Raw genomic sequence first — 26768 nt, 5'->3', positions numbered from 1 at the left:
CAAAATATTATTTTGGAATAGTACAATATCCTTATCAATAATAAGAGGCAGTAAAATGAAAAGAGTGTAATAAACCACAAGCGCTTCATTTCGCCTTAGATCTGAATGGTATCCTTTTCCAGCGGCAGTATTTTTTACTTCGTAAGAAGCAGGTTAACTGTGCGAGATCACCGACAACTGTGCGATAATGCGCGAAATTCCCTATTCAGGATCACCCTATGATTACTTGTGGTATCGAAATTAAAGGCAGCGAAGTCATTCTTTGCCTACTGTCCAAACAAGACGGACTGTTTCAAATCGCCGACTGTCGCCAAACTCGACACACCCTCAACAACCCAAACGACAGCGAAAGCGTACGCAAATTTCAATTCATGCTGAAAAAACTGTTTGAAGATTACAAAGTGAAACGAGCGGTCATTCGTGAACGTCCAACAAAAGGCAAATTCGCTGGCGGCGCAGTTGGCTTTAAAATAGAAGCGGCGATCCAATTGATAAATACCGTAGAAGTGGATTTATTCAGCGGCGCCAAAGTAAAAGACATCTTGCAACACAACCCAATGCCAATTCCCTTCAAAGCAACTGGCTTGCGTGCATTCCAAGAAGGTGCTTTCACTGTGGCGTACGCTGCACTGTCAGAACACATTCCAGAAGCGTAAGTAGTAAGATTTCGCAATAAAAAAACGGACTCCGTTGAATGGAGTCCGTTTTTTTGTGTCTGAATTATTTTTCACTTTCATCGGCCTTAGTGAAAAGCGCTTTAAACAACGCCTCTGATTTCGCCAGCCCTTCCTCGGTTAATGTCACCGATTTAGATTTACCAACTGGATTATGAAGATAACCCTTCTCATGCAATCTATTGGTTATACTCCAATCAACTTGCTTCCAAGCATGCCCCAAATACTACTTTTCATCTGACCATAAATTCCTGAATCTGCCAATATCAAGCTGTTGTTCCAAGGCCTCTGCCACTCCTGATGATTTATATCGTTGCCATATTTTGCAGCTTTAAAGTGAAGACTTTTGTGCTATTTCGAAGCAAAAAAGGCGTAGCAGAAGAACTGTAAAATTGACAACCTTGTTATGTGCAATTTAAATAAACTCTTGGATTAGTGCTTGGAGCTCATTTGAAGGGCTACCTTGCTCAATGTAGTCGACTACCGATTTATAACTCTCACAAATCTTGTACTGCTTTATTGTAGGTTTTTTTGGGTCTCTAAAGTTTTTAATTACTCCCTTATCCATTAAGGAAACTGCGATTAAGTCCCCAATATGAGACAATGCCGATCTGACCATTACCTCAAGACCGAATGACATGAATCAGCTTTCCTTCGCCGATACCGAATTTACCAGCAAACGCCGCAAGACTCGCAAAGAGCTCTTCCTTGGTCGGATGAATGAGCTGATTCCATGGCTACAGCTCGAAGCTCAGATTGAGCCGTTTTACCCAAAAGCTGGCAATGGTCGGCGTCCATACCCTCTCGCTACCATGCTGCGCATTCACTTTATGCAGAACTGGTACAACATGAGTGATCCAGCGATGGAAGATGCCCTTTACGAGATCACCTCTATGCGGCTGTTTGCTGGCCTATCATTAGAAGGTGCGATCCCAGACCACACGACCATCATGAATTTCCGTCACCTGCTTGAGAAGCATAAGCTGGGTCGTAAACTCTTCAAAGAAGTAAACAAATGGCTGTCTGATTCTGGCACCTACTTTAAAGAAGGGACAATCGTTGATGCGACGATTATTGAGGCAGCAAGTTCCACCAAAAATAAATCTAATGCACGCGATCCCGAAATGCACCAAACGCAAAAGGGAAAACAATGGTTCTTTGGCATGAAAGCTCACATCGGTGTTGATGCAAAGCGTGGGTTAGTTCACAGCTTCACCACGACGCCTGCCAATGATCACGATTTAAACCAGTTGACGGAACTTCTTCATGGCAATGAGTCATTTGTATCGGCGGACTCTGGCTACCGTGGCGTAGAAAAGCGCACAGAAACAAAAGATAAGAATGTCGATTGGTTAGTAGCTGAGATGCCCAGCAAGATACGTGCTTGGAAAAAGCACCCCCGCCTCAACAAGCAGCTGATCCGAACGGAATACTTAAAGGCGAGTATCCGAGCGAAAGTCGAGCACCCGTTTAGAATACTGAAATGCCAGTTTGGGTTCCGCAAAGTCGTCTACAAAGGCCTGTCTAAAAATGACAACAAACTCGCCGTGCTGTTTGCACTTGGAAATTTGTTACGAGTAGATCAGATGATACGTTCTGCACGGGGTTAATCCGTCCAAATAACGGTTGTAAGGTGCTTGAAGTACCTTACAAGTGGGTTAAGTGGTGATTAAATGTCGCTTCTGAGGAAATACTGTCACAAGCTGAATGTCAGCTAAAAATTGTCTTACTTGTTCGTATGTTCCCTAACCCAATTTTGATGGCTGTATCGATTACTTGTAACTCTGTGATTTCCATAGTACTACTAAGGTTTATAAAATCTATGGACACCCCGATTTTCGCAAGCAAAATCAAGATATAGCAAGAAGCGTTTTGCCGCCATCTATTCGGGTTTTTAGTAAAGCCTTTTTAGCTTTTATCCCTGATGCTATTCCTGCGAAAAACAGCGCTGACTTGGTTCTAATCATTTTGGCGTTTTCAACGAAACGATGTTAGTGCCAGAATTTCCAAGTCACGGTCCTACCTATCTTGTCATCACTCTTTTTTACTAAGCAAAATTTAGTGTGTCACTCTTTTAAATTTAGACCGTTTGAGCCTGATATTTTTGATCTCGTACCAATATCAGCCAAGCAATCCATACCAATTAATCCATTACAATATCCTGACAATACAATGAAGGCCTAGGTAAAACCATAAGAGTTTTAGGGAATTGAAGACACTCAAGACTAATAACCCCATCTTCCGTCTTCCCCTTGAAGAAAGGGGAAGAGACTTGGCAGCAGTATTTAATATGTTATGCGTTTACGAACAACGGCAGATCACGCTGCGCTCATCGTGCCCTACAAGTAAAAGTGTTTATGTTCAGCAGCGAGGGGCAAAGCAAACACCAAGAGCGAGGTCAAACGACAGTGTCGAGCGGTGGTGTTTGGTTTGCTCTAAGCGCCAAGGTGGAAGTCAGGGTCAAGGCTCTGAAAAGCCAAAGTAATAACCCCTCCCTCGCCCTCACTTTGAAAGACATAAGGGGGAGGAAATAAATACAGTGTCGGGCTGAAGCCGCGACCTACCCTATATATTGGACAAAACAGCGATCGATTTTCAATCAATAAAGCTGTCAATTATGGCGCAGCAAGATAAAAACGCACCAAAACTAGGCGTTTTTAGATGTTCGTTTTCTCGCGATTATGACAAGCAATACACCACCTAGGACGCTTAGCGTTGCGATTATAAGATGTAAAGTGATGGATTCATTGGCAAAAACTACGCCGCCGATGGTGGCAATAATAGGAACGAGTAGCTGCAACACAGCAGCGATGGAAGCACTAAGATAAGGCAAGACGGCGTACCAGATGGCGTAACCGAGTCCAGACATCATAGCGCCAGAGGTGACAGCGAGAATAATGCCTTCAAGTTGTGCACTCGGTGCTTGCTCACTATTAAGATAAACGACTACCAGTGCGACCAATAACATGGGAATAGTTCGAACGAAGTTAGACGTCGTGGCAAATAAAGGTTTAGCTGAAATTTTGCCTCGCCATGTGTACAAGCCCCACGCCATGCCTGCTAAGGTCATTAATACAAAGCCCAATAAAGAAGGAGACGATAAGGTCGGCAGCACCAAATAAACAAAGCCTGCAAAGGCGATGGCCAACCCAAGCCATTCCAACCCAACCAGTTGTTGACCTGCCCTCACCGCCAATACGACCAATGTCAGTTGGACGGCGCCAAACAGTATTAAAGCGCCTGTGCCGGTTTCTAATGTGACATAGGCATACGAAAAGCCCAGCGCATACACAAAGAGCGCAACCGCCGATAGCCAGCTGCCTTCGCGCCATGTTGCTTTTAGATCGTTGCGCTGGAGTTTTACGGATTGACATGCGCAAAGGAAGACCAAGGTAACTGCGCCACTTAGCAAGCGCCAGGTAGTGAATTGAGCTGAGTCGATCAGACCGTCGTTCAGCGCCAAACGACACAGTACCGAGTTCGCGGCGAACGCCAATAACGCAAACATCACATAGACACACAAACGTAGCAAACTTGTCATTATTTTGTTCAACAGCCCAGTTAACCTTAGGCCGATACCTCTTCGATAAACGCTCACTTTTACGCACTGGCACCAGATTTGCAAGACTCATATTAACGTCCAGCTGCGGTTTTTGATGGACCTAAAAAGGAACCTACATGACATCGTTTTTAATTTTTACCGATTTAGATGGCACCTTGCTTGACCATCACACGTACAGTTTCAAGCCTGCGCAAGCCGCTCTACAGTCACTAAAAACCGTTTCTATTCCTTGCGTTATCAATACCAGCAAGACCTTTGCCGAGCTTGCTTCCCTTAGAAAAGAGTTACATCACCAAGATCCTTTTATCGTCGAAAACGGCTCTGCGGTATATATCCCAAAACACAGCACGCTGTTTGTCGACGAAATATTAGAAGACTGCGGCGACTATTGGCGCAAGTCATTTGGCCCAAAACGTCAACGCTTAATCGAACTGACCGACAGCCAATTAGACCATTACACGTTCAAACGTTACAGCGACATGACGCACCAAGAACTCATGTCCATAACAGGGTTAAGCGAAGCAAACGCCAAGCTGTCTATGCAACGTGAGTTTACCGAGCCCATGGTGTGGACGGATTCGAACACGGCACTGAATGCCTTTCGCGAATATTTAGCGCCTTTTGACGTACAAATACAGAAAGGCGGCCGTTTTGCGCATTTGATGGGACAACACTGTGACAAAGCAAACGCAATGCTGTGGCTGGCTGAGGTCTATGCCATGCAAAGCGACGATGCGTTAACGACCATGGCATTGGGCGATGGGGAAAATGACATTGGCATGTTGAGCAAAGCAGACATTCCAGTGGTCATTCGCTCTCCGGTTCATGCACCACCAGAAGTACCCAACCGTAGCGACGCTTGGTTAAGCGACGGTTATGGTCCAGAAGGCTGGGCACAAGCGATTAATTTACTGCTCACCAAACAAGGTATTTTGTAACACGCGAGAAGAACAATAAAACGAACCATTCGATTATTTAGGAGAATTATTATGGGCGACTTTCACCAGAACGGTATCATCACCACACTTCACAATTTGGCACACCGCCCGTTAGAAGAAATGGAAAAAGAACTGTGTGAGTTTGCTAAAACGCGCCCAATGTCTCTTATTCTGCCATGTTTGTATTCGGAACTCGAAACCGATGCCATGCCGAATATTTTGGAACACTTGAAAAAAGTACCTTATTTATCGGAAATCATCATTGGCTTAGACCGTGCGACTGAAGACCAATATCGCCATGCGTTGGAATTTTTCAGCGTTTTACCGCAAAACGTCAAAGTGCTGTGGAATGACGGCCCTCGTTTAAGAGAAATCGATGGGGTTTTAAAAGGCGAACACCTTTCCCCTTCTGATCCGGGTAAAGGCCGAAATGTGTGGTTTTGCATGGGCTACAACTTAGCCGCCGGCAAAGCCGAATCCATCGCCATGCACGACTGCGACATTGTGACTTACGACCGCGAATTGCTGGCTCGCCTGATTTACCCTGTCGCCAATCCAAATTTCAACTACGAATTCTGTAAAGGATTTTACGCGCGCGCCGCCAATGGCAAGATGAACGGACGTGTGAGTCGTTTATTAGTCACGCCATTACTGTGCTCTTTGAAGAAAGTATTCGGTCATTTGGATTACTTGGATTACTTGGACAGCTACCGTTATCCGTTGGCGGGTGAATTTTCCTTCCGCCGCGATGTCATGACCGACTTGCGCATCCCTAGCGATTGGGGATTGGAGATCGGCGTATTGAGTGAAATGTACCGCAATTACTCGACCAATCGCCTTTGCCAAGTGGACATCGCCGACATTTACGATCACAAACACCAAGACTTGTCTGCAGACAATGACGATGGCGGTTTGTCTAAAATGTCGATTGATATTACCAAAGCCATTTTTCGGAAACTGGCGACAAACGGCACTATCTTTAATCAGGAAACGTTCCGCACCATTAAAGCCACGTATTACCGCGTCGCATTGGATTTCATTGAAACTTACAAAAACGACGCAGAAATTAATGGTTTAAAATTAGACGTACATTCCGAAGAGCAAGCGGTGGAACTGTTCGCGAGCAACATCATGAAAGCGGGCAACCATTATTTGGACAACCCAATGGAAACTCCTTTTATTCCTAGTTGGAACCGCGTACTCAGTGCCTTCCCTGGCGTTATGTCACAACTCACTCAGGCGGTTGAATTAGACATGGCGGAATTTGGTCCAAAATAACAGCACTGCAAACTGTGTTATCGGCGATGCCTCTGTTACTGGTTTTCTTTACAACGAGAGTCATATAGAGGCATTGCCACATTGCTTTCACCCACTTACGAAAAAGATAGGTAGGTAAAAATGGAAAATGCCCCTTTGTCGCACTTAGAGCAACGGCTTATTGCTCATCTCCAAGTCATTTACCCAAGCCTAGACAACAAAGATCTAGCGGAAAAATGCCTCGCTACGTTTCAGTTAGATCCGATGACGGAATCCCCTCGGCCCCATAGAAATCTATGGGATCAGTCCGACATTATGTTAATTACCTATGCCGATACATTACGACAAGAAGAAGAGGCGCCGCTAGAAACCTTGCATAAATTTGTCAAAAATACCCTGTCTGACTGCATTTCTGCGGTGCATTTGTTGCCATTTTTTCCCTACAGTTCGGACGATGGGTTTAGTGTCATGGATTACACCACGGTGAATCCGTCGTGTGGTCGTTGGGAACACATAGTGAATCTATCGCAAGATTTCAAAGTCATGGGCGATTTGGTGATTAACCACTGTTCTAGTCGTAGCCTTTGGTTTGAGAACTTCAAAGCCGGTGTCGACCCCGGTGCGAATTTCTTTTACGAAGCCGACCCGAATGCCGATTTGAGCGCCGTGGTACGTCCCAGAACGTCGCCATTGTTGCGTGAAGTACAAACCAAAAACGGGGAAAAGCACGTTTGGTGTACCTTTAGCCACGACCAAATTGACCTGAATTTTGAAAAGCCAGAAGTGCTGCTTGAGTTTTTACGCATTATTCATTTATACCTGAAAAAAGGCATTCGCTGGTTCCGCTTGGACGCGGTTGCCTTCCTTTGGAAAATCCCCGGTACTACCTGTATTAACTTGCCGCAGACCCATGAAATCATCCGTTTGCTGCGACTCATGATCGAACATTACGCGCCCGATTCTGTCATCATTACCGAAACCAATATTCCAAACCAAGAAAACCTAACCTATTTCGGTAACGCCAACGAAGCGCATTTAATCTACAATTTTTCTTTGCCTCCGTTGCTGATAAACAGCCTAGTCACAGGCAATTGCAGCCATTTAAAACAATGGCTGATGAGCATGCCTCCTGCTCAGCAGGGCACCACATATTTGAACTTCCTCGCCTCGCACGATGGCATTGGCTTGCGCCCAACAGAAGGATTACTGTCTGAATGGGAACTAGACACCCTGATCAATACCATGAAGCGCTTTGGCGGCAAAATAAGTTCACGCACCACACCGCAAGGCGAAGCCAAACCTTACGAAATCAACATCAGCCTATGGAATGCATTTTCGGGGTCAGCACTGCATGGTCCAGATCAGTGGCAATTTGCTCGCTTCCTGTGCGCGGCAGGCGTCATGATGGCACTCGAAGGCGTACCAGCGTTTTATATTCACAGTTTGTTTGGCACCGAAAACGATTTAGATCGCGTCGATAACACGGGTCAGTTTCGTTCTATCAACCGACATATTTGGGACATGGAGGACTTGGATCATGTGTTAAACACGCCAACCCATCACCAAAAAGTGTTCCAAAATATCACAAGGCTCACCAAGATCCGCCGTGCGCAACCGGCCTTCCATCCCAACGCGACACAATACATCTTGCACATGGGTGAGAATCTGTTTGCGTTTTGGCGCCAAAGTTTGGACAGAAGGCAGAGTCTGTTTGCGGTGTACAACATGACCGATCAACCACAAAGCTTCAATTTATCGGAACTCAACTTGATCGCCACCGACGACTGGACAGACTTGGTCTCAGGGCAAGTACATGAAGATCACTTGGGCAAAGTCACCCTGATGCCTTATCAGTTTGTTTGGCTGGCGAATAAGAAGGGCAAAGTGAAAAGTAGCTAATGTTCCCCAATAAAAAACGCGACCTATAACGTCGCGTTTTTTATTGGCATAGCAAATAGCATAAACAATCTAATGATGGACGGTTTTAGAAAATACGTTAATGACCACAACACCTGTGACGATCAAGGACATACCAATACAGGCGGCTAGATCCAGCTTTTCATTGTTGAATAAATAGCCAAATACCGAGATCAATACAATACCCAATCCCGCCCAAATCGCATAGGTTACGCCTGTTGGCATAGAGCGCATCACCACGGACAATAAATAAAACGACAGGGCATACCCGACCACTAGCACAATGCTCGGACCCAATTTAGTAAACGAGTCCGACGCCTTTAACGCTGTGGTGGCCACCACTTCCGACAAGATGGCCAAAAACAATAAAAAATACGTCATAACACGCTCCTAATTCGTGGCTTATTTGCCATCACCCTCGTCTGTTCGTAGTGACCTTTTATTTCACTGCACTCGTTTCAGTCTTCGTTCTAGATCAATGTCTTTTCTAGATCAATGTCTTCAGCCAAAAAGCCGCCCGTTTGATGCGCCCAAAGCGAGGCGTAAATACCGGAATGCTGAATCAATTCATCATGACTGCCCTGCTCAACGATATTGCCTTTGTCCAATACAATCAATCGATCCATTGCCGCGATGGTGGACAGACGATGAGCAATCGCAATGACGGTTTTGCCTTGCATCAATTTGTACAGGCTTTCCTGAATCGCCGCCTCCACCTCGGAATCTAACGCCGACGTGGCTTCATCTAGAATCAACAAAGGCGCGTCTTTTAGCAGTACTCGCGCGATGGCAATTCGCTGACGTTGACCACCAGACAGTTTGATGCCGCGCTCTCCAACCATGGCATCGTAACCGACATTGCCATAGGGGTCGGTTAACGTTTGTATAAAGTCATGGGCTTCGGCTTTTTTCGCAGCGGCGATCATCTCTTCTTCCGTCGCATCTGGACGACCGTAAAGCAAGTTTTCACGAACCGTTCGATGCAGCAATGATGTGTCTTGTGTCACCATGCCGATCTGAGCGCGCAATGAATCTTGCTTAACGTCGCTGATGTTTTGCCCATCAATGCGAATTTGACCCGATTCCACGTCATGGAAACGCATCAACAGATTCACAATCGTTGATTTACCGGCACCAGAACGCCCCACCAGCCCGACCTTTTCACCCGCCTTGATGGATAAAACGAGGTTCTCGATGACCTTGCTGTCTTGTTTACCATAATGGAAATTTACGGAATCGTATTCGATCATGCCATTTGGAACGCTCAACGAGCTCGCTCCTGACTTGTCTTCAATCTCGATAGGACGAGACAAGGTTTTCATGCCGTCGTTCACCATACCGATGTTCTCAAACAAGGCACTGATTTCCCACATGATCCATTGCGACATCCCGTTTAACCGCAAGGCCAAACTGACAGCAATGGCAATGGCACCAACGCTAATAATGCTGCCAGTCCACAACCAAATAGATAAGGCGGCAACAGAAAACGCCAACACATAATTGCACGTTTGAACCCCTACATTCAGTAAGGTAACCAAACGCATTTGCTTGTACACCGTTTGCAAAAACCCATCCATGCCGTCTTTGGCGTAATCGGCTTCGCGCTGATGATGGGAAAACAGTTTCACCGTCGAAATATTGCTGTAACTGTCCACGACTCGACCCGTCATTGTGGAGCGCGCGTCCGCTTGTTCTGCCGATACTTTTTTCAGTTTGGGTACAAAATACATCTGCAATAAAACATAACATACCAGCCAGCCGAGCATCGGGATCATCAATCGATAATCGGCTTTTGCGATCAACACCACCATGGAAATAAAGTACACGCCGATGTACACCAACACATCGAGCAGTTTCATCACCGTTTCACGGACTGCCAGCGATGTTTGCATCACTTTTGTGGAAATCCGACCAGCAAATTCATCCTGAAAAAATGACATGCTCTGCCGCAAAATATAGTGATGAGACAGCCAACGAATTCGCATGGGGTAATTCCCCAACAGCGTCTGATGAATAATCGCGGAATGCAAAAACGTCACTAATGGCATCGCCACCAAAATCATCAATGACATCCACAGCAAATGCGTGCCTTCTTCCGCAAAAAATGTCTCGGGGTCTTTATTGATCAACCAATCAACCAGCTGCCCCATAAAACTAAACAAGGTCACTTCTAAGATGGCGATAGCAGCGGTGAGAAATGACATTAGGAAAAGCGGTAATTCAACCCCTTTTGAATAATAGCGACAAAAAGCAAACAGCGTATTAGGTGCTTGTTTGGCTTCGATATCTGGGTAGGCAGGCACCCATTTTTCAAAAAAACGTAACATGAAGTTCCTTATTAAACCGTTCGAGCTGACTTGCTAGAAAAATAAAACGCCAAAAACAAAGCCAGACTAGGCCAACAGCATTTTGATGACAAAAGGGGATGAAATTGAACCACGATCTATAAGGTAAGACCAGAAAAGATCCAACCCTGAAATTCAATGCCCCTGAGCTTTACTTACTGTTTGCACAATTAAATTCTCTCACATCACGCAAACCGATTATAATTTGCTCACCCTTTATAAAATGAAAATATTTCTGCTGAATGACAGCAGGCTAACCCACTTGAAACCTGATTATATGAAACTCACTTTCCCTATTATTTTAGTCCTTGGTCTGTTGTCAGGGCTAACCCCTTTGGCGATTGACGCCTATCTTCCTAGTATCCCTACTATTTCAAAAAGCCTAAATACAGACATCGGTTTGGTCCAGATGACACTCAGTATGTATTTGCTGGTTTTTGCGTTATTACAAATAGTCTTTGGCCCGATTTCAGACGCTATTGGTCGGCGCAAAGTCATTGTTGGCGGCTTAACGGTGTTTGCGCTTGGTAGCTTTCTGTGTGCCATCACACAAAGCTATGAGATGTTATTGGTTGGTCGTGCCATTCAAGCATTTGGTGGTGCCGCCGTGGCGGTTTGTGTCCCTGCGCTGGTAAAGGATGGCATGTCGATCAATCAATTCGCCAAAGCTATGTCGATGGTCATGCTCGTTATGGCACTCGCGCCGTTGGCTGCACCCATTATTGGGGGGGCGATTTTGACCATTCTTAATTGGCATTACATTTTTGTATTTTTAGGTATTTTGGCCATTCTCGCCATGATCTTATTTTTGCGCACCATTCCAGAAACTCTGCCCGCTGACAAAAGAACGCCATTTTCGTTGTTAAACGCCATCAGAAATTACATCATGCTGCTGAAGAATCGAGCCGTTATGGGCTACGTTGTCGCATCGGCATTTTACTTTGCAGGCATGATGAGCTTTATTACGGGCTCATCGTTTGTTTATATCGAAGTATATGGCGTAGACCCCGCAAAATTTGGCTTTTTAGTGGGGTTAAACGTCATTTCTATGATGCTCGCTTCGACGATCAATGGACGTTACGTTGAGAAGCTTGGCACGGAAGTGTTGTCTAAATACGCGATTTTTATCCCATTGTTTGCGTCCCTGTTAATGATCACCCTGACGTTTTTCAATCACCCACCGTTGTGGCTGATTATCGTTTCGAGCATGTTATTTATGGGCCCGATGGGAATTCTTGGCAGTGGGTTTATGGCTGGCGCTCTTAAAAATGCAGGCAATCATAATGGCAGTGTCACCGCATTAGCCGGCACATCCCGCTTTGCCATGGGCGCGTTAGGCGGTGTCGTCGTCAGTGTTTTACATAATGGCACGTTCGTCCCAATGCTTGGCACCATTGCCACATGTGGTATTGTTGCTTTCATCTGCTTCAAACTGACCGTTCGTTACAGCGAATCCTTGTCAGAACAATAAATTTTTACACTCAATCGACCATAAGAGGCTCTCATGCTAAGCACACAAACGCTCATTGAAAAAATCAAACTTTCACCTGAACAAGTACAGTTCAAGGAAGTCATTGATGTAATCGAGCGCGAATACGACTTCACACCAATGGCGTTTACAAACGGTAGCCAAAATAACGGCATCAATGAAAACAATGGCTCATGCAAAATTTTCTCTTTTGCGTCCATTCATCAACTGAGCGAAGCCGAAACCTTACAGTTATTTGGCGACTTCTACCGTGTAGATGTATTGGAAAACCCAACAGCCGAAGACCACCAAAATATTCGTCAGTTTATTAAACATGGTTGGGATGGCATTTATTTCGAAACAACAGCTTTGGTTAAAAAAGACACTCTATAGTAAAAAAGGCCGGATGCTTTGTAGCAACCGGCCCAACAATCACGCTAGAAAAAATTAAAGTGAGAGAATGCTCAATTACAAGCGATTCGCTTTACGTTTTCGCTGGCGCCAAGCCACTAAAACAGCCAATACGAAAGCAGGCACATAGAACCATTCTTTTGCAGGGCGATCTGTTTCTGTTTCAAACTGCGTTATTTCCCAATCAAAATCCAGCTTTTGCTGCTCGGCATAACTGCCAAACGATAAATTATCAATGAGATATTTGCCTTCTTCTTCTCGCAGCTCGATACCGGCTCCTTGATACAATCTCGTTGCCGCATCTCCTTGCGAAGATACAGGCATGTGGACCGTTTTTGAAATCCAACGACCATCCAAATTCTCGCCTTCGACTGATACTCGTAACATATCTAATTTCGGATGCTGGTCAATGTAACGGTACATTTCATGGCTTGGACGTTCTTGATAAGGAGCTTGCGTCATATCAAGCCAAAAACCAGGACGGAAAAGAGTGAAAGCAATCAACAGCAGCGCCCCACTTTCATACCATCTACTTCGGTCCATAAAGTACCCTTGTGTGCCCGCCGCAAAAATCAACATGGCAGCCAAAGAAACAATAAAGACAACAACCCCTTCAACAAAGGTCACATCGATTAATAACAAGTCTGTATTAAATATAAACAAGAATGGCAACAAGGCCGTTCTCATTGAGTAGAAAAATGCTGTAAAGCCAGTCTTAATTGGGTCACCACCAGAAACAGCCGCTGCTGCAAAAGAAGCTAAGCCTACCGGGGGCGTGACATCAGCCATGATGCCAAAATAAAATACAAACATGTGAATTGCGATCATAGGTACAATCAGACCAGATTGAGCACCCAACTCAACAACAACACTTGCCATTAGAGACGATACAACAATGTAATTAGCCGTGGTTGGCAACCCCATGCCGAGTACCAAAGAAATCAGGGCTACCATCAACAGCATAATAATTAACACGCCACCAGACACGAGCTCGACAAACTCAGCCATGACTTGACCAATGCCTGTTAAAGTAACGGTACCAACGATGATCCCTGCCGTAGCCGTCGCCACACCAATGCCTATCATGTTACGGGCACCCGTGTTTAAACCTTCAATCAGATCAATAAAACCAGACTTCGCCTGATGTACAACTTGATCTTGTTTACGGAACCACGCTTTGAGAGGCTTCTGTGTAAGTAAGATAAACGCCATTAGCATACAAGCCCAAAATGCCGATAGACCTGGCGACTTGCGCTCTACCATCAAAAACCACACTAACACCACCAAAGGCACTAGGTAATATAAACCCGCTTTATACACCTCAGCGAATACTGGTAATTTAATAATTGCTTCATCGCTCGCGTCAATTTCTAGATCTTCCGCTTTTGAAGAAATGTACAGCAAACCAAAGTAACCAATGACCACAAACACTAATAAGCCGATATTCGAAAAATCACCTAATAACCACTTCAAAGCCGACACTATGTAATACAACATACCCGCTAAAATCAGCATACTGGTAATAACAATGCCTGAACGAATCAATTGCGCCGTCCAAGTACGTGCTGGTGTAGAACGAGGCAGACCTTTCATATCAGCTTTAAGCGCTTCCAAATGCACGATATACAGCAAAGCAATATACGAAATCGTTGCAGGTAAAAAAGCGTGCTTTACCACATCAATATATGGAATACCGACGTACTCCACCATCAAGAAAGCGACAGCCCCCATCACTGGCGGCATAATCACACCGTTGACGGAGGAAGACACCTCAACCGCGCCAGCTTTTTCCGCACTAAAGCCCACTTTTTTCATCAAAGGAATGGTAAAAGTACCGGTTGTTACAACATTGGCGATAGAAGAGCCTGAAATAAGCCCTGTCATCGCAGAGGACAAAACAGCCGCTTTGGCTGGGCCGCCACGCATGTGCCCAAGCAGCGCAAATGCCACTTTAATAAAATAATTTCCTGCACCGGCTTGATTTAATAAGGCACCAAACAAGACAAACAAGAACACAAAACCCGAGGACACCCCCAAGGCAATACCAAATACGCCCTCAGTAGTAAGCCACATATGATTCATGGCTTTTTCAAAAGAAGCGCCTTTCCAACGAAGTATCTCAGGCAAAGCCGGACTATCACCAAAAAACACATACAATAGAAAAAACAAAGCGACCAGCATCAATGCTGGACCAAGAGACCGACGAGCGGCTTCAAGCGTTAAAATCAAACCGACAGCAGACACAATAAGATCTGTCGTAGTGGGCAAACCCGGTCGCATGGCCAATTGATCATAAAAAACAAACAAATAGGAAGCGCAACCTGCCACAAGAAAAGCCAAAGCATAGTCTAGCCATGGAATATGACGAGTGGGGCTTTTGCTAAAAGCAGGAAACGCTAAAAACGCTAAAAAAACAGCAAAAGCCAAATGAATTGCACGAGATTGAGTATCGTTTAAAAAACCTATGCCAAATTGTGAGGGCAGCGGCGAGCCAGTCCATAGCTGAAACAATGACCACATTAGCGGTACTAAAAAAAGCAAACCGATGGAAATCTTCCCTGCCGGGTTGCGCTTACCCGTATCGGCTTCCGCGACAAGCTCTTCTAACTTATCTGGTGAAGCTGGGGTAGTTGTATTAATAGACATACAGACTCCTAGTCACACACTTCACAGTGACGACTCATAACAAAACTCAAAAAGCACCAGTCAAGAACTGGTGCTTCATTCAAAGTGCATGATGCTTCATGCAAAAGGACGCTTACTTGATGTAACCTTTCTCACGGTAGTAACGGATAGCACCTGGGTGCAAGGGCGCGACAAGTGAGGTATGAACCATTTCAATTGGTTCTAGACGAGCAAATGCAGGATGTAGTCGTTTGAAAGAATCTAAGTTTTCAAAAACGGATTTAGTCAGTTGATAAACCACTTCATCTAATGGAATGGTCCACCCCGCCCCCATATCGGCTTCAAATGAGCCATGATGAAGTGAGTTGTGTAAACAATGTCATTCATCAAAAGAAACGGAGCGAACCATGAACGAGCATAGCAAAAAAGGTCAGGTATGTACTCTCGGAGTCGATTTGAGCAAAACCAGCTTTCAACTACACGGCGTAGACAGCCACGGGCAAACGGTTATCAGAAAAAAGCTCAGCCGTAGTAAGTTGTTGCCTTGCATCGCTAATCTTCCACCTTGCGTCATTGGTATTGAAGCCTGTGGCGGTGCACATTATTGGTGTCGTCAATTTACGGCCTTGGGGCATTCTGTTCGTATTATTGCCCCTCAATTTGTCAAACCCTATGTCAAATCGAACAAGAATGATGCTGCGGATGCAGAGGCTATTTGTGAAGCAATCCAACGCCCAAGTATGCGATTTGTGCCTACGAAAAGCATTGAGCAACAAGACATCCAGAGCATTCACCGAGTGCGTAGCCAAGCGGTTGCCCGAAGAACGGCGCAAGCCAATCAGATTAGGGGACTACTGATGGAGTACGGCATTACCATTCCCAAGGGAGTCTCCTATGTTCGAAAGCACATCCCCCTTATCCTCGAAGAGGCCGAAAGTGGCCTAAGTGACGTATTCCGGGCGTTGCTCAGTACACTCAGCGATGAAATGGTTCACTTGGATGATCGGATTGAGGCACTTGAGTTACAACTGGCAACCATCGCTAGAAACCATGAAGATTGCCAACGCTTACTCACCATTCCTGGTGTCGGCCTGCTGACCGCCACCGCACTGATCGCGGCGATTAGTGATGTGGCCGTGTTCAAAAACGGCCGTGAGCTGGCCGCCTGGCTTGGGCTGGTGCCCAGACAGTATTCCACTGGTGGAAAACCCACCTTGCTCGGCATCAGTAAGCGCGGGGATACCTACCTGAGAACCCTGATGATCCATGGTGGCAGGACAGTTGTCAGGGTAGCTGACAAACATGATGATCGCCGCAATCGTTGGGTAAAGGAGCTTGATAACCGCCGAGGCAAGAATGTTTCAGCCGTTGCGGTTGCCAATAAAAATGCGCGTATTGCCTGGGCAGTATTAAGTAAAAAAGAATCTTATCAGGCAGCAGCTTGATCCTGACCGTGCTGGGTATGAGATTCAAAGAAAAGTTAAATAGAAAAGCGGTTAACAAAGTAAATCAGCAACGAGTTGCGTGGATAAAGTACAAGTGATGGCATAAAAGGTAAGACCTGCGTTCCTAAAACCTGCTAGGGTCTAGGGCTCATAGAGGCCGATCATCTGATGAGGTAGGGGCGAGCGAATTCCATCAGGGCCAGAGGTTATAAAACCTCAGCTAAAGGCCGGATATATGGAAGCAATATCTTTCTGTCACACCAGTAACTTTATCTTGCATCGCGGGGTGGACCATATAAGATACCTTTGCCGACGTAACGATCGTTGCTTTAGGACCGAACGTCAGGATATCTTGATCATTTCCGGTGTACATACCTGCAGGAATAATCGCTTGTGAAAATGCAGTGTTTTTCTGCATAACAGCAAGTGATGATGGATCATTCATTGTGATTACATTGATATCACAAGTAGTTGTTGCTTCTTGTGCAACACCATTTGGAAGACCAGACACATAAATGGTCACATCAAATTTATCATCACAAATACCTTGCGCTTGTTCCGATGCTTTTAGTTCTGCGGCAATAGCAAAGTCTTCCTTCGTCCAACCTTTTTCAGCCATCAACAGTTCCATCATTGAACGGTTCCCTGAACCAGGGTTACCTATATTCACACGCTTGCCCGCAAGATCGTCAAAAGTTTTAATGCCTGAATCTGCACGCGCCATGAGGTGAATAGGCTCTGGATGTAAAGAAAAAACAGAACGCAATTCAGGATATGGATTGCCCTCAAACTGACCTGTCCCATCTAACGCCGCTGTTTGAACATCCGATTGGGCAACACCGAACTCAAGCTCGCCTGAACGAATACTGTTTACGTTGTAACCAGAACCACCCGTTGATTCAACTGAACAACGAATTCCGTGCTCTTTGCGATCTTTGTTCAACATACGACATATAGAACCGCCTGCTGGGTAGTAAACGCCAGTTACACCACCAGTACCAATCGATACAAATTGAGTGTCTGCCATAGACAACATGGACGCGCCTGCAAAAGCAGGTACAAGCAACGCTTTAAATAGTGTTTTTTTAATTATCATAGAATCCTCAAGCATTCCGGTATTTAAAATAATGTCATGTAGCAGGTGCGTAATTGCAAATTAGATGCCAAGTTCTAAATAAAAACCTAAGACATTGATATTTATTGAAATTATTTGAATAAAACACCGAATCATTCACAACCAAAAACCATAACTTAAGTTATAGAAAAACAAAAAGCGTAAGGAAATTGTCAGCAAACCCCAGTAATACAAGCGCACTCAGTGCATTTAATAACAAAAGCTATATCTATAACTTTTGTTATGGCGATCAAAAAAACAAACAACTCAGCCTTATTTTAATTCCAGTTAGCGTGCTTTTTTTATTCGACCGATACCGTTAGTATTCGCCTTAATAACATTAACAAAAGAAGATTCCCCCTAGATGTCGAGCTCTTTTCACCTACGTACTCTGACGTGTATTCTTTGCCTTTTTTTAAGCCTAAGTACGCTTTCAGGTACGTCATCTGCAGGAGATCGCTCTGAAGAGTATTCTGGAAAAAGAGTGATTGTGGTAGGAGCCGACTATAATTTCCCACCCTACGAATTTGCAGGAGAAAATGGCGAGCCAACGGGATACACAGTAGAGCTAACAAAAGCCATTGCAGAAGTGATGGGTGTTCATGTCAGGTTCGAAATGGGAAATTGGCAAAGTGTACTAGAAGGGTTATATTCTGGTCGTCTTGATATACTTCAAGGAATTGCTTATTCGGATGAGCGGGCGCAAAACATTCTTTTTTCCTCTCCACATTCAATTGTTAATTACTCTATATTTGCGCGAAAAAACTCCCCTTCTGTTGATAAGGTCTCTCAGCTAAAAAACAAAGAAGTCATGATCCAAAATGCAAGTATCATGCATGAGTACCTACTTGATAATAATATCCAAGCCATCATAGTTCCCGTTAAAACCCATGCTGAAGCGTTGCGCTTACTAGCTTCAGGCCAACATGATTACGCATTAACCGCAAATTCCCCTAGTCTTTACCTTAGCAAAGAGATGAAACTCAATAATATTCATGCCATAGCCAGTCCTATTGCAGGTCAACGATTAGGCTATGGCGCATTGCCAAAAAATGAAGAGCTCATTGCCCTTTTCAATGAAGGCTTAGCCATTCTCAAAAACACAGGAAAACAACAAAAAATTCACGAAAAATGGTTTGGGACATTAGAATCCGCTCCTTTTCCATGGAAAAAATTAGGGCTGTATGCGGCCTCTATTATTATTGCTTTATTATTGGCTATCAGCGTCATCGGAATATGGAACTCTATGTTACGCAAAGAAGTGGAAAAGCGATCATATCAATTAAAAGCGCAGCAGGAACAACTGATTCAAGCGGATAAAATGGCCTCATTGGGAGTACTTGTGTCGGGTGTTGCTCACGAAATCAACAACCCAACAGGCTTACTGATGCTCAATCTTCCTATTCTAAAATCTGCGTGGGAAGATGCCCTACCCTATTTAGCTGAACATGCAAAAGACGACCCTAACTTTTCTTTAGCGGGGCTTAGGTTTGATCGTTTGAGTCAGGAATTGCCTTACTTATTGGACGAAATGGATCAAAGTACACTACGAATTCGAAACATTGTGAATGATTTAAAAGACTTTGCCCGTGAAGAGCCAAATGAAATAACCCAAGAGGTTAACATCAATGAAGTGGTTTCAACGGCCATTCGGTTAGTCGACACCTCCATTCGAAACGTTACCGATGATTTTGAGATTCACTTAGATAAACGTAACGCAATTATTATTGGGAGCGCACAACGGGTGGAACAAGTAATTATTAACTTGATCATCAACGCTTGCGATGCTTTGGAAAATCGTAGCAATACCATCCGCATCACAACAACCCAAAGCCTCGATGAAAAAGACGTACTCATAGTGATAGAAGATAAAGGTCGAGGTATCGATCCTGCCAACATGCTTCGCTTAACAGACCCATTCTTTACAACAAAGCGAGAGCAAGGCGGTACGGGCTTAGGACTGTCAGTTTCTTCTGCTATTATAAAAGCACACCATGGGAAATTAGCTTTTGATTCAGAATTGGGCAAAGGCACTTACGTTACCGTTTCTTTCCCTGTTTATAAACCTAGCAATGCAATGGAAGGCACTTTTACTAATACTGACTATTTAGAATCATATATAAAAAAATAAGAGCCTTTCATGAAGCACAACCTATACCCTCAATTTAAGATTTTATTAGTTGATGATGAAGTCGCTTTTCTTCGGAGCATGTCATTAACATTAGAAAGACAGGGGTATAACAATCTGACGACCTGTTCTGATCCAAGCCTAGTTCCATCTTTAATGGAAAATGAAGACATTGGCTTAGTTCTATTAGATCTCACCATGCCAAGAATATCAGGCCAGAAAGTACTGTCATGGCTAAAAGAAGAATACCCCAATGTATGCGTCATCATTATTAGCGGTGTAAACCAAGTTGATTCGGCTGTGGAATGTGTCAAACAAGGCGCCTTTGATTACTTTGTCAAAACCTCGGATCAAAACCAAATTATAGATGGCTTAAAACGAGCGATACGCACTCAAGAGCTCACAATAGAAAACCAAGCCTTACGTTCACAAATTCTGTCTAATCAACTCGAAAGGCCCGATAGCTTTGCGAATATAATTACCTCAGACCAAGCTATGTGGTCAGCCTTTCGTTACATTGAGTCAATCGCCAGTACACGCCAACCGGTTTTAATTTCAGGAGAAAGTGGTGTCGGTAAAGAACTGATCGCAAATGTTATTCACGAGTTAAGCAGTTGTTCAGGTCCACTTGTGAGCGTCAACGTGGCAGGTGTCGATGACAACGTCTTTGCAGATACACTTTTTGGTCATTCTCGTGGCGCTTTCACTGGCGCAGACAAAACACGATTAGGGCTCGTTGAAAAAGCTGCTGGCGGAACGCTATTTCTTGATGAGATTGGTGATCTCAGTTTAGCGTCTCAGATCAAGCTTCTACGACTGCTACAAGAAGGCGAATATTATCCAGTCGGAAGTGATAAACCAAAAAGAATGGAAGCTAGAATTGTCGTCGCTACACACCAAAAATTAGAAGAGCTACAAGCTGAAGGTAAGTTCCGCAAGGATCTGTTCTTTCGATTAAAAACTCACATGATCAATATCCCACCGCTGAGAGAACGCTTAGGGGATCTTCCTTTGCTAATTGATCATTTCATGAAATTAGCGTGCGCAGAGATGAATAAAGCAGCTTTAGCTGTGCCCAAAAACCTATCCATCCGTTTATATCAGTACTCTTTTCCCGGTAATGCTCGTGAGTTAAAGGCACTGGTATATGATGCTGTCAGCCAAAGCACATCAAATGAACTCAACTGTGCTCCTTTCGAGCCCCTTTTCGCCAAAGAAAACCATTTAATTTTTACAGAAAACACCGTTCAATTTCCTTCTAATGCAGCACTGCCAACGTTAAGTAACATGGCAGATTTATTAGTCGAAGAAGCAATGAAACGTGCAAGTGGCAATCAATCCTTAGCCGCTAGAATGCTCGGAATTTCTCAACCAGCGCTGAGTAAACGACTAAAAAACATGAAAGAAAACCATCCCAAAAATGAAAATATCACTTGAACACCTTGCTAGGTCAATGCGATAGTCGATACCCCAGAATGAGAGGCAGTTATGGAATTAGTAGCATTTGATTTAGATGGCACGTTACTCAATCGACATCAACGACTTTCTGATTACACACTCGACACATTGGAACGTTTGAAATCCGCTGGCATTTTTTATACGGTTGCCACCGGTCGAACGCATTTTGCGGCCATGCCTTGCATTGCAGGACACCAATTTCCTAACTGGCAAATTTTCAAAAACGGCGTCGAATGGTGGGATCCTCAACAAAATCTTTACCGTCATAGAAACTTATTGTCTCAAAGCCATATCTCTGAATTGCTCACGTCTTTTGAGGAAAACCAAATCACTCCATTTGTTTTTTGTTTGGATGAGGATGGCTCTCACAAGGTCTATCACGCCCCGTTAACAGGGCATTTGAGCGATCATATTGCCAATGAATTGGGCAATCACAAAAACATGAGCCTGCACCCAATCAGTGAATTATCGCACCACGCCAGAATCACCAACATCAGTGCGATGGGGCACCCTGAATTTATTGATAACATCATTCAAGACACGCAAAAGCATCAGCATTTAACCGCCTATTCAGGGGGTGGAATTTATAACCCAGATGCTTTTTGGTTAGACATTCATCACAGCAATGTTTGTAAAGGTTCTGCACTGATGGAACTTAAAGCAGAGATTGGTGCCGAAAGGTTGATCGTGTTTGGTGACGGCGACAATGATCTGTCGATGTTTTCTCAATCCGATGAAGCATTCGCAACGGATAACGCATTGATGCATGTTAAAGACGCCGCAACACAAGTGATTGGCCATCATGATGAAGATGGTGTTGCTCGATACCTTAGAAAACGATATGACTTGTAATTTGCGCAAGGCACGTCATAAAAAGGCAATCATTAAGGATTGAAAACGAAAGGGTTGATTTTTACCCAGCGAGCGCCATTATAAGAAGATCGATGTGGCTTGAGCCCATTGAGAAAAGGCCATTTAAGGAGTTAGTCGAGGTCTGAAGTGTCATCATGTACACTCCTTAACCAAAAGACAACATAATTGCCTTTACCCAACAATCATTATGAACCATGATTGTTACAAGAATAATTAGTTTGGAGAAGTGCCATGTTTGAATTTTTGCTATTCATCGCTGCTTGCGCAGCAATTGCTTTCTTGGTCGCCAATGTTCAGCAATCTGTCTTTCAACCAAAGACAAAGTTACAGCCTATTAAAATTGAGCGCGAGAAAACACAACGTCCAACACCGCGACACAGACGCCCTTATTAATTAATTCACTTTTCCAAATATCTCTGTTAGCCAGACTGTTTATTATGACGTCTGGCTAATTTTTCAGGTACTGATGCCGTATTCTTTCAGCTTATTCGCAATAGCACTGTGGCTCATCCCCACGGCTTTAGCTAATCGCCGTGTACTTGGATAACGTGGGTATAGCTGCTTTAACAGCTCCGCTTCCCATTCTTTGACCGTTTTATCCAACGATCCATCTTTCAAGGTTAATAACCCACCCACCACGTTATCCGATGCTGGTAAATGTATGTCTTGTGGATGCCATTCCGTGTGCTTTACGGTCAGTAACGTCTGAAGACAAACATTTTGCAACTCTTTCAGATTTCCCGGCCAAGAATACAAAGACAGCTTGATCAATGCCGACTTAGACACGGTGACCGCTGGCTGACGGTATCGTTCTGAATGGGTCTGGATGATTTGCTGAACCAGCCCTTCTAAGTCTTCTCGACGATCACGCAATGCAGGGACATTGACAACCAATGTCGCTAAAGCGAAATACACATCTTTGTTCAGCGTCACGCCATCGGCTAACTGAGAGCGTGCCAAAGAAGACACACTAATTATTCTCAGGTTTGAATCGAGACTCGTGCCTATGGAGGGTTGACGCACTAGCCATTTGGCCAATTCGATTTGCACCTTCGGCGTCAGTTGTTCTATATCGTATATGACCAACCACCCCGAAAGCTGCTCCCACTCAGCCATTTCTTCACATGTAATATCGCCCGCGTTGCGTGCAATTAACCGAGCATCGGGCTCGCCTTGACGTTTATACCAATATTGAAATAACGCCTCTATAAGATCCCGCTTCCCCGTCCCTACTTCTCCATGAACCAAAAGGGACATCGACACATCAGCGAACGCTTTTGCTTGAACCAAAGTGTGTTTCATTGCATCACTCTTAATCACCTCAGGTTTAAAGTACGCTTCTAAATGCGATTCTGCATCTGGAGCGTGTTTTAAACTGGCTGTTTGGCGTTCTAAGCGAGTCTTGGTTTTTAGATAAATCACCGTTCCTGCGGGGTTCATCACGCCATCGTCATCCGCAACAAAAATGGGCTTCATTTCAAGCAACAGCGTTTTGTTGCGAATGCGAATCCGCTTACTCATGCTTTCACGCGGATTGGCCCATGTGTCTTTGGTGACGTTAAAACCTTTGATAACTTGGTGAAGCGGCTTATGCAGAAGCTCAGTGACAGACACATTCAAATCCTCCGCCGCCAGCTCTGTTGCCATCGTAATGTTGCCCTTTAAATCTACTGAAATCACACCATCAGGCAAGGCTTCAAGCAAAGTATAAAGCGCATTGTGCTCACGCTCTGATGGCGTAAACATAACAATTTTAACGTCTTCTACACTTTCTAATCGGCGTAAATCGGCCAACAGTTGCTGCAGTTTCGAAAAGGGAATATCTGGAAAGCCACAATAAATACAACGTCGTTTCGTATCCACTTCCACTAACCGCATATCAATACCGTGGGGGATAAACAAATCGAGTGCTTCTCGCACCATCCCGATTCTGTCTTCGCATTGTATTTCGACTCTCATTGTTTTCCTTTTGAGCTCAACAGTAGCAAGTTTTGTTGTGGGGCAAAGGTTTCATACAAGGGCAAGACCGCAGCACCCAACACCCCCGCCGTATGACCAGTTTGAGCGGGACGAATTACCGGTAACGGCAGCATACTTTGCGAACGTATTATTTGTTCAGCATGTTGAATAAACAATGGTAGCACTGCCGCAGGCAAACGCCCGCCAACCAGAATCGCTTCAGGGTCATGTAAGGCAATCACAGACACCAATGCAGGCGCCACTTCCGCAGCCACTTCTGCAGACCACTCGCTTATGGCGGCATGGTAGCGCTCGTCATACCACGCGGCTTGCGTCTCTGGCCAAGCCAGCTGCTTAGCAGATAAAAAACGGCGTAAGGAAGACAAAGACAAGGCCTCTAGAATCCATTGCCCATGTTTGCCTGTTGCCGTTGGTATCAAACCAAAACTGCCCGCCTTACCATGCGCACCAAAATGGCATTCCGCATTGGTCACCGAGCTTCCGCCACAGGCGGTGCTGACAAACAAATAAAAGAATTCCCTAGGGGGAATTTCGGGGGATAGTAACAATTCACTGGTGGCCGCCGCCACGGCATCATTCTGACAAAAGCACGTTAGACCAGTGGCCTGCGCCAACCACTCTTCGAAAGCGCTGGATCGCCAGTAAGAAAGTGACTCTTTTAAATAATCGAGGTTCGATCGCTGATTCGAGTCTGTCACCAAGGTCTCTAACCAGGAGTCCATATAATCAGGGCGGGCCAAACCGATGCCTTGTACTCGGCTCCAATCCTCTCCTAAGGTGAGTTTTACTTCTTCAATCAAATCGGTGGCAATTTGTTTGGCCAATTCTTCGGTTGGAAATGAGACCGCGCGCTCCACCAGCAACACACACGCTCCGCTAAAATCCAATAAAGCGGCGCTAATATGGTCTCGATCGACGTTAATACCCAGCCCGTATGCACCTTGCTTATGAATGCTCAATTTGATCGAGGGCTGGCCTCGCCGCCCTTTTACTTTGCCTGCGACCTGCAAAAGTTGTCGCTCTAACAAAGAAGAAGTAATCACCGAAATTGTCTGCGCACTTAGGCCGGTTTGCTCTGCAATACTGACTCGCGAAATGTCAGGTTGCTGTCGAACCAAATGCAAAATGATCCTCTCGTTATAAATACGACTTTGTTCAGAGGTACTACCAGATGACGTCATGTAACTATCGCTCTTTAATAAATCTAATTGATTTAATAATATATATCCCATTAAGATGAAACAACGCTCTCAACATTGCTCAACCAATGACAAGGGATCTTCTAAAAATAATAAGGCTCACATTATACAACAGTGACCGCAGCAAAGGACGAAGTATGACTTCATTTCCAGCGTTCCAATCCGCCGAGTTTCTAAACGACCACATTCAATCGACCATGGCCTTTTACCATCCTCGTTGTATCGACTCAACAGGCGGCTTTTATCAGTTTTTCAAAGACAATGGTGACATTTACGATGCAGATACTCGTCACCTTGTCAGTAGTACCCGTTTTGTTTTCAACTACGCCAAAGCCTACCAAGCAACCGGCGACCAAGCGTATTTAGATGCCACACGTCATGGCCTAGCTTACCTGCGCGAACGTCATCGCCGTGACAATGGTGGGTATGTCTGGTTATTGAACAAAGACCAAAACCTAGACGAAACCAACCACTGCTATGGCTTTGCATTCGTTATGCTGGCGTACGCTACGGCCTATAAAGCGGGCATAGAAGAAGCCAAACCATGGATTCAAGACACGTTTGAAACAATGGAAACGCATTTTTGGGACGCCGACTTTGGTTTATACAAAGACGAGATCGCCAATGATTGGCAAGACGCTTCACCTTACCGTGGGCAAAATGCCAACATGCACAGCTGTGAAGCGCTGCTGGCCGCATACGATGCCACGAAAGAAGCACACTTTCTCGAACGCGCAACCTTGCTCGCACACAATATTTGTATTCGCCAAGCCAGTCTTGCCAATGGGGAAATTTGGGAACATTACACCACAGATTGGCAAGTGGACTGGGAGTACAACAAAGACGATCCAAAACATCTGTTTCGACCTTGGGGTTTCCAACCTGGCCATCAAACAGAATGGGCGAAACTCCTTCTGTTGATCCATCAACGCTCGCCTTTGGATTGGTTGATTCCAACAGCGCAACGCCTATTCGATCAAGCGTGGGAAAAAGCTTGGGACCATCCGCATGGTGGGCTTTGCTATGGCTATGACCCCAAAGGGAAAATATGCGATGGTGACAAATATTTTTGGGTACAGGCTGAATCGTTTGCCGCTGCCGCCATGCTTGCACTGATGACCAAACAACCTCATTACTGGGAAAAATATCAGCAGCTTTGGGAATACAGCTGGTCGCACATGATCGACCACCAATATGGTGCTTGGTTTCGTATTCTCACCCAAGATAATCAGTCCTATGATGACTGCAAAAGCCCTGCTGGGAAAACAGACTATCACACCATGGGCGCCTGTTACGAAGTCATCGAGCAGCTAAGCAAACATGGCTAAATCCCACACTAACTTAGGGGGATCATTCTATTCATTGTCAAAATGA

Annotated in this window: 22 protein-coding genes; 13 read left to right on the top strand and 9 right to left on the bottom strand. The window is 44.8% G+C overall.

What is annotated here, in order from left to right; all coding sequences use genetic code 11:
* The first annotated feature begins 218 nt into the window (after window positions 1-218).
* Complete coding sequence (locus tag AABA11_RS06360; RefSeq protein ID WP_110573400.1) at window positions 219-656, top strand: DUF3010 family protein; 438 nt, start codon at window positions 219-221, stop codon at window positions 654-656.
* A 64-nt stretch (window positions 657-720) separates the two neighbouring features.
* Here AABA11_RS06360 and AABA11_RS06355 read toward each other — a convergent pair whose 3' ends face one another.
* Window positions 721-897 carry a DUF6429 family protein gene (locus AABA11_RS06355; RefSeq protein WP_338266354.1) on the bottom strand — a complete coding sequence of 59 codons (177 nt, stop codon included), beginning with the start codon at window positions 895-897 and terminating at the stop codon, window positions 721-723.
* 415 nt (window positions 898-1312) lie between these two features.
* On the opposite strand from AABA11_RS06355, the gene AABA11_RS06350 reads away from it, so the two are divergent.
* A complete protein-coding gene (locus AABA11_RS06350; RefSeq protein WP_067038543.1) occupies window positions 1313-2284 on the top strand; it encodes an IS5 family transposase in 972 nt (323 codons plus the stop codon).
* 1037 nt (window positions 2285-3321) lie between these two features.
* Here the strand turns inward: AABA11_RS06350 and AABA11_RS06345 are convergent.
* Complete coding sequence (locus tag AABA11_RS06345) at window positions 3322-4215, bottom strand: DMT family transporter (RefSeq protein WP_338266353.1); 894 nt, start codon at window positions 4213-4215, stop codon at window positions 3322-3324.
* Between the two features lie 137 nt (window positions 4216-4352).
* Between AABA11_RS06345 and AABA11_RS06340 the strand changes: the two genes are divergently transcribed.
* The 3 genes from AABA11_RS06340 (at window position 4353) to AABA11_RS06330 (ending at window position 8330) form a co-directional block, all read left to right on the top strand.
* Window positions 4353-5174, top strand: a complete 822-nt coding sequence (locus tag AABA11_RS06340) for an HAD-IIB family hydrolase (protein ID WP_338266352.1) — start codon at window positions 4353-4355, stop codon at window positions 5172-5174.
* Between the two features lie 51 nt (window positions 5175-5225).
* Complete coding sequence (locus AABA11_RS06335; RefSeq protein ID WP_265729239.1) at window positions 5226-6452, top strand: glycosyltransferase family protein; 1227 nt, start codon at window positions 5226-5228, stop codon at window positions 6450-6452.
* A 120-nt stretch (window positions 6453-6572) separates the two neighbouring features.
* Entirely contained in the window at window positions 6573-8330 is a 1758-nt protein-coding gene (locus AABA11_RS06330) for an alpha-amylase family glycosyl hydrolase (protein WP_338266349.1), read from the top strand.
* Between the two features lie 69 nt (window positions 8331-8399).
* Here the strand turns inward: AABA11_RS06330 and AABA11_RS06325 are convergent, their stop codons facing one another.
* Both AABA11_RS06325 and AABA11_RS06320 read right to left on the bottom strand, forming a co-directional pair.
* Entirely contained in the window at window positions 8400-8729 is a 330-nt protein-coding gene (locus AABA11_RS06325; RefSeq protein ID WP_338266348.1) for a DMT family transporter, read from the bottom strand.
* Between the two features lie 89 nt (window positions 8730-8818).
* Complete coding sequence (locus tag AABA11_RS06320; RefSeq protein WP_338266345.1) at window positions 8819-10675, bottom strand: ABC transporter ATP-binding protein; 1857 nt, start codon at window positions 10673-10675, stop codon at window positions 8819-8821.
* Between the two features lie 280 nt (window positions 10676-10955).
* On the opposite strand from AABA11_RS06320, the gene AABA11_RS06315 reads away from it, so the two are divergent.
* Complete coding sequence (locus AABA11_RS06315; protein WP_265729236.1) at window positions 10956-12164, top strand: Bcr/CflA family multidrug efflux MFS transporter; 1209 nt, start codon at window positions 10956-10958, stop codon at window positions 12162-12164.
* A gap of 33 nt (window positions 12165-12197) precedes the next feature.
* Window positions 12198-12554, top strand: coding sequence for a HopJ type III effector protein (locus tag AABA11_RS06310; protein ID WP_338266342.1), 357 nt, complete (start codon window positions 12198-12200; stop codon window positions 12552-12554).
* 75 nt (window positions 12555-12629) lie between these two features.
* Here the strand turns inward: AABA11_RS06310 and AABA11_RS06305 are convergent, their stop codons facing one another.
* Window positions 12630-15218 (bottom strand): TRAP transporter permease, encoded by a 2589-nt coding sequence (locus tag AABA11_RS06305; protein ID WP_338266340.1) that lies wholly within the window; start codon window positions 15216-15218, stop codon window positions 12630-12632.
* A gap of 112 nt (window positions 15219-15330) precedes the next feature.
* Complete coding sequence (locus tag AABA11_RS06300; protein ID WP_420915691.1) at window positions 15331-15531, bottom strand: TAXI family TRAP transporter solute-binding subunit; 201 nt, start codon at window positions 15529-15531, stop codon at window positions 15331-15333.
* Between the two features lie 73 nt (window positions 15532-15604).
* On the opposite strand from AABA11_RS06300, the gene AABA11_RS06295 reads away from it, so the two are divergent.
* Complete coding sequence (locus AABA11_RS06295) at window positions 15605-16642, top strand: IS110 family RNA-guided transposase (protein ID WP_338264851.1); 1038 nt, start codon at window positions 15605-15607, stop codon at window positions 16640-16642.
* A gap of 220 nt (window positions 16643-16862) precedes the next feature.
* Here the strand turns inward: AABA11_RS06295 and AABA11_RS06290 are convergent, their stop codons facing one another.
* Window positions 16863-17738 carry a TAXI family TRAP transporter solute-binding subunit gene (locus AABA11_RS06290; protein WP_338266338.1) on the bottom strand — a complete coding sequence of 292 codons (876 nt, stop codon included), beginning with the start codon at window positions 17736-17738 and terminating at the stop codon, window positions 16863-16865.
* Between the two features lie 508 nt (window positions 17739-18246).
* Here AABA11_RS06290 and AABA11_RS06285 point away from each other — a divergent pair.
* From AABA11_RS06285 to AABA11_RS06270, 4 genes are all read left to right on the top strand, one after another.
* Entirely contained in the window at window positions 18247-19887 is a 1641-nt protein-coding gene (locus AABA11_RS06285; protein WP_338266336.1) for a transporter substrate-binding domain-containing protein, read from the top strand.
* Between the two features lie 9 nt (window positions 19888-19896).
* On the top strand, window positions 19897-21321 hold the full coding sequence (locus AABA11_RS06280) for a sigma-54-dependent transcriptional regulator (RefSeq protein WP_338266335.1): 1425 nt from the start codon (window positions 19897-19899) through the stop codon (window positions 21319-21321).
* A 51-nt stretch (window positions 21322-21372) separates the two neighbouring features.
* Window positions 21373-22194, top strand: a complete 822-nt coding sequence (locus AABA11_RS06275; RefSeq protein WP_338266334.1) for an HAD-IIB family hydrolase — start codon at window positions 21373-21375, stop codon at window positions 22192-22194.
* A gap of 252 nt (window positions 22195-22446) precedes the next feature.
* Window positions 22447-22608 carry a hypothetical protein gene (locus AABA11_RS06270; protein WP_265729233.1) on the top strand — a complete coding sequence of 54 codons (162 nt, stop codon included), beginning with the start codon at window positions 22447-22449 and terminating at the stop codon, window positions 22606-22608.
* A 63-nt stretch (window positions 22609-22671) separates the two neighbouring features.
* Here AABA11_RS06270 and AABA11_RS06265 read toward each other — a convergent pair whose 3' ends face one another.
* Window positions 22672-24174: a TyrR/PhhR family helix-turn-helix DNA-binding protein gene (locus AABA11_RS06265; RefSeq protein ID WP_338266331.1), complete on the bottom strand. Its 1503-nt coding sequence runs from the start codon at window positions 24172-24174 to the stop codon at window positions 22672-22674.
* Window positions 24171-25376: an ROK family protein gene (locus AABA11_RS06260; protein ID WP_338266329.1), complete on the bottom strand. Its 1206-nt coding sequence runs from the start codon at window positions 25374-25376 to the stop codon at window positions 24171-24173. Before AABA11_RS06260 ends, AABA11_RS06265 begins: the two co-directional genes overlap by 4 nt.
* 155 nt (window positions 25377-25531) lie before the next feature.
* Here AABA11_RS06260 and AABA11_RS06255 point away from each other — a divergent pair, with 155 nt between their 5' ends.
* On the top strand, window positions 25532-26722 hold the full coding sequence (locus tag AABA11_RS06255; RefSeq protein WP_338266326.1) for an AGE family epimerase/isomerase: 1191 nt from the start codon (window positions 25532-25534) through the stop codon (window positions 26720-26722).
* Window positions 26723-26768: the final 46 nt, after the last annotated feature.

The sequence above is a fragment of the Marinomonas pontica genome (assembly GCF_036322735.1).
Taxonomy (GTDB): Bacteria; Pseudomonadota; Gammaproteobacteria; order Pseudomonadales; family Marinomonadaceae; genus Marinomonas; species Marinomonas pontica.
This window is presented reverse-complemented; position numbering and strand designations above follow the sequence as displayed.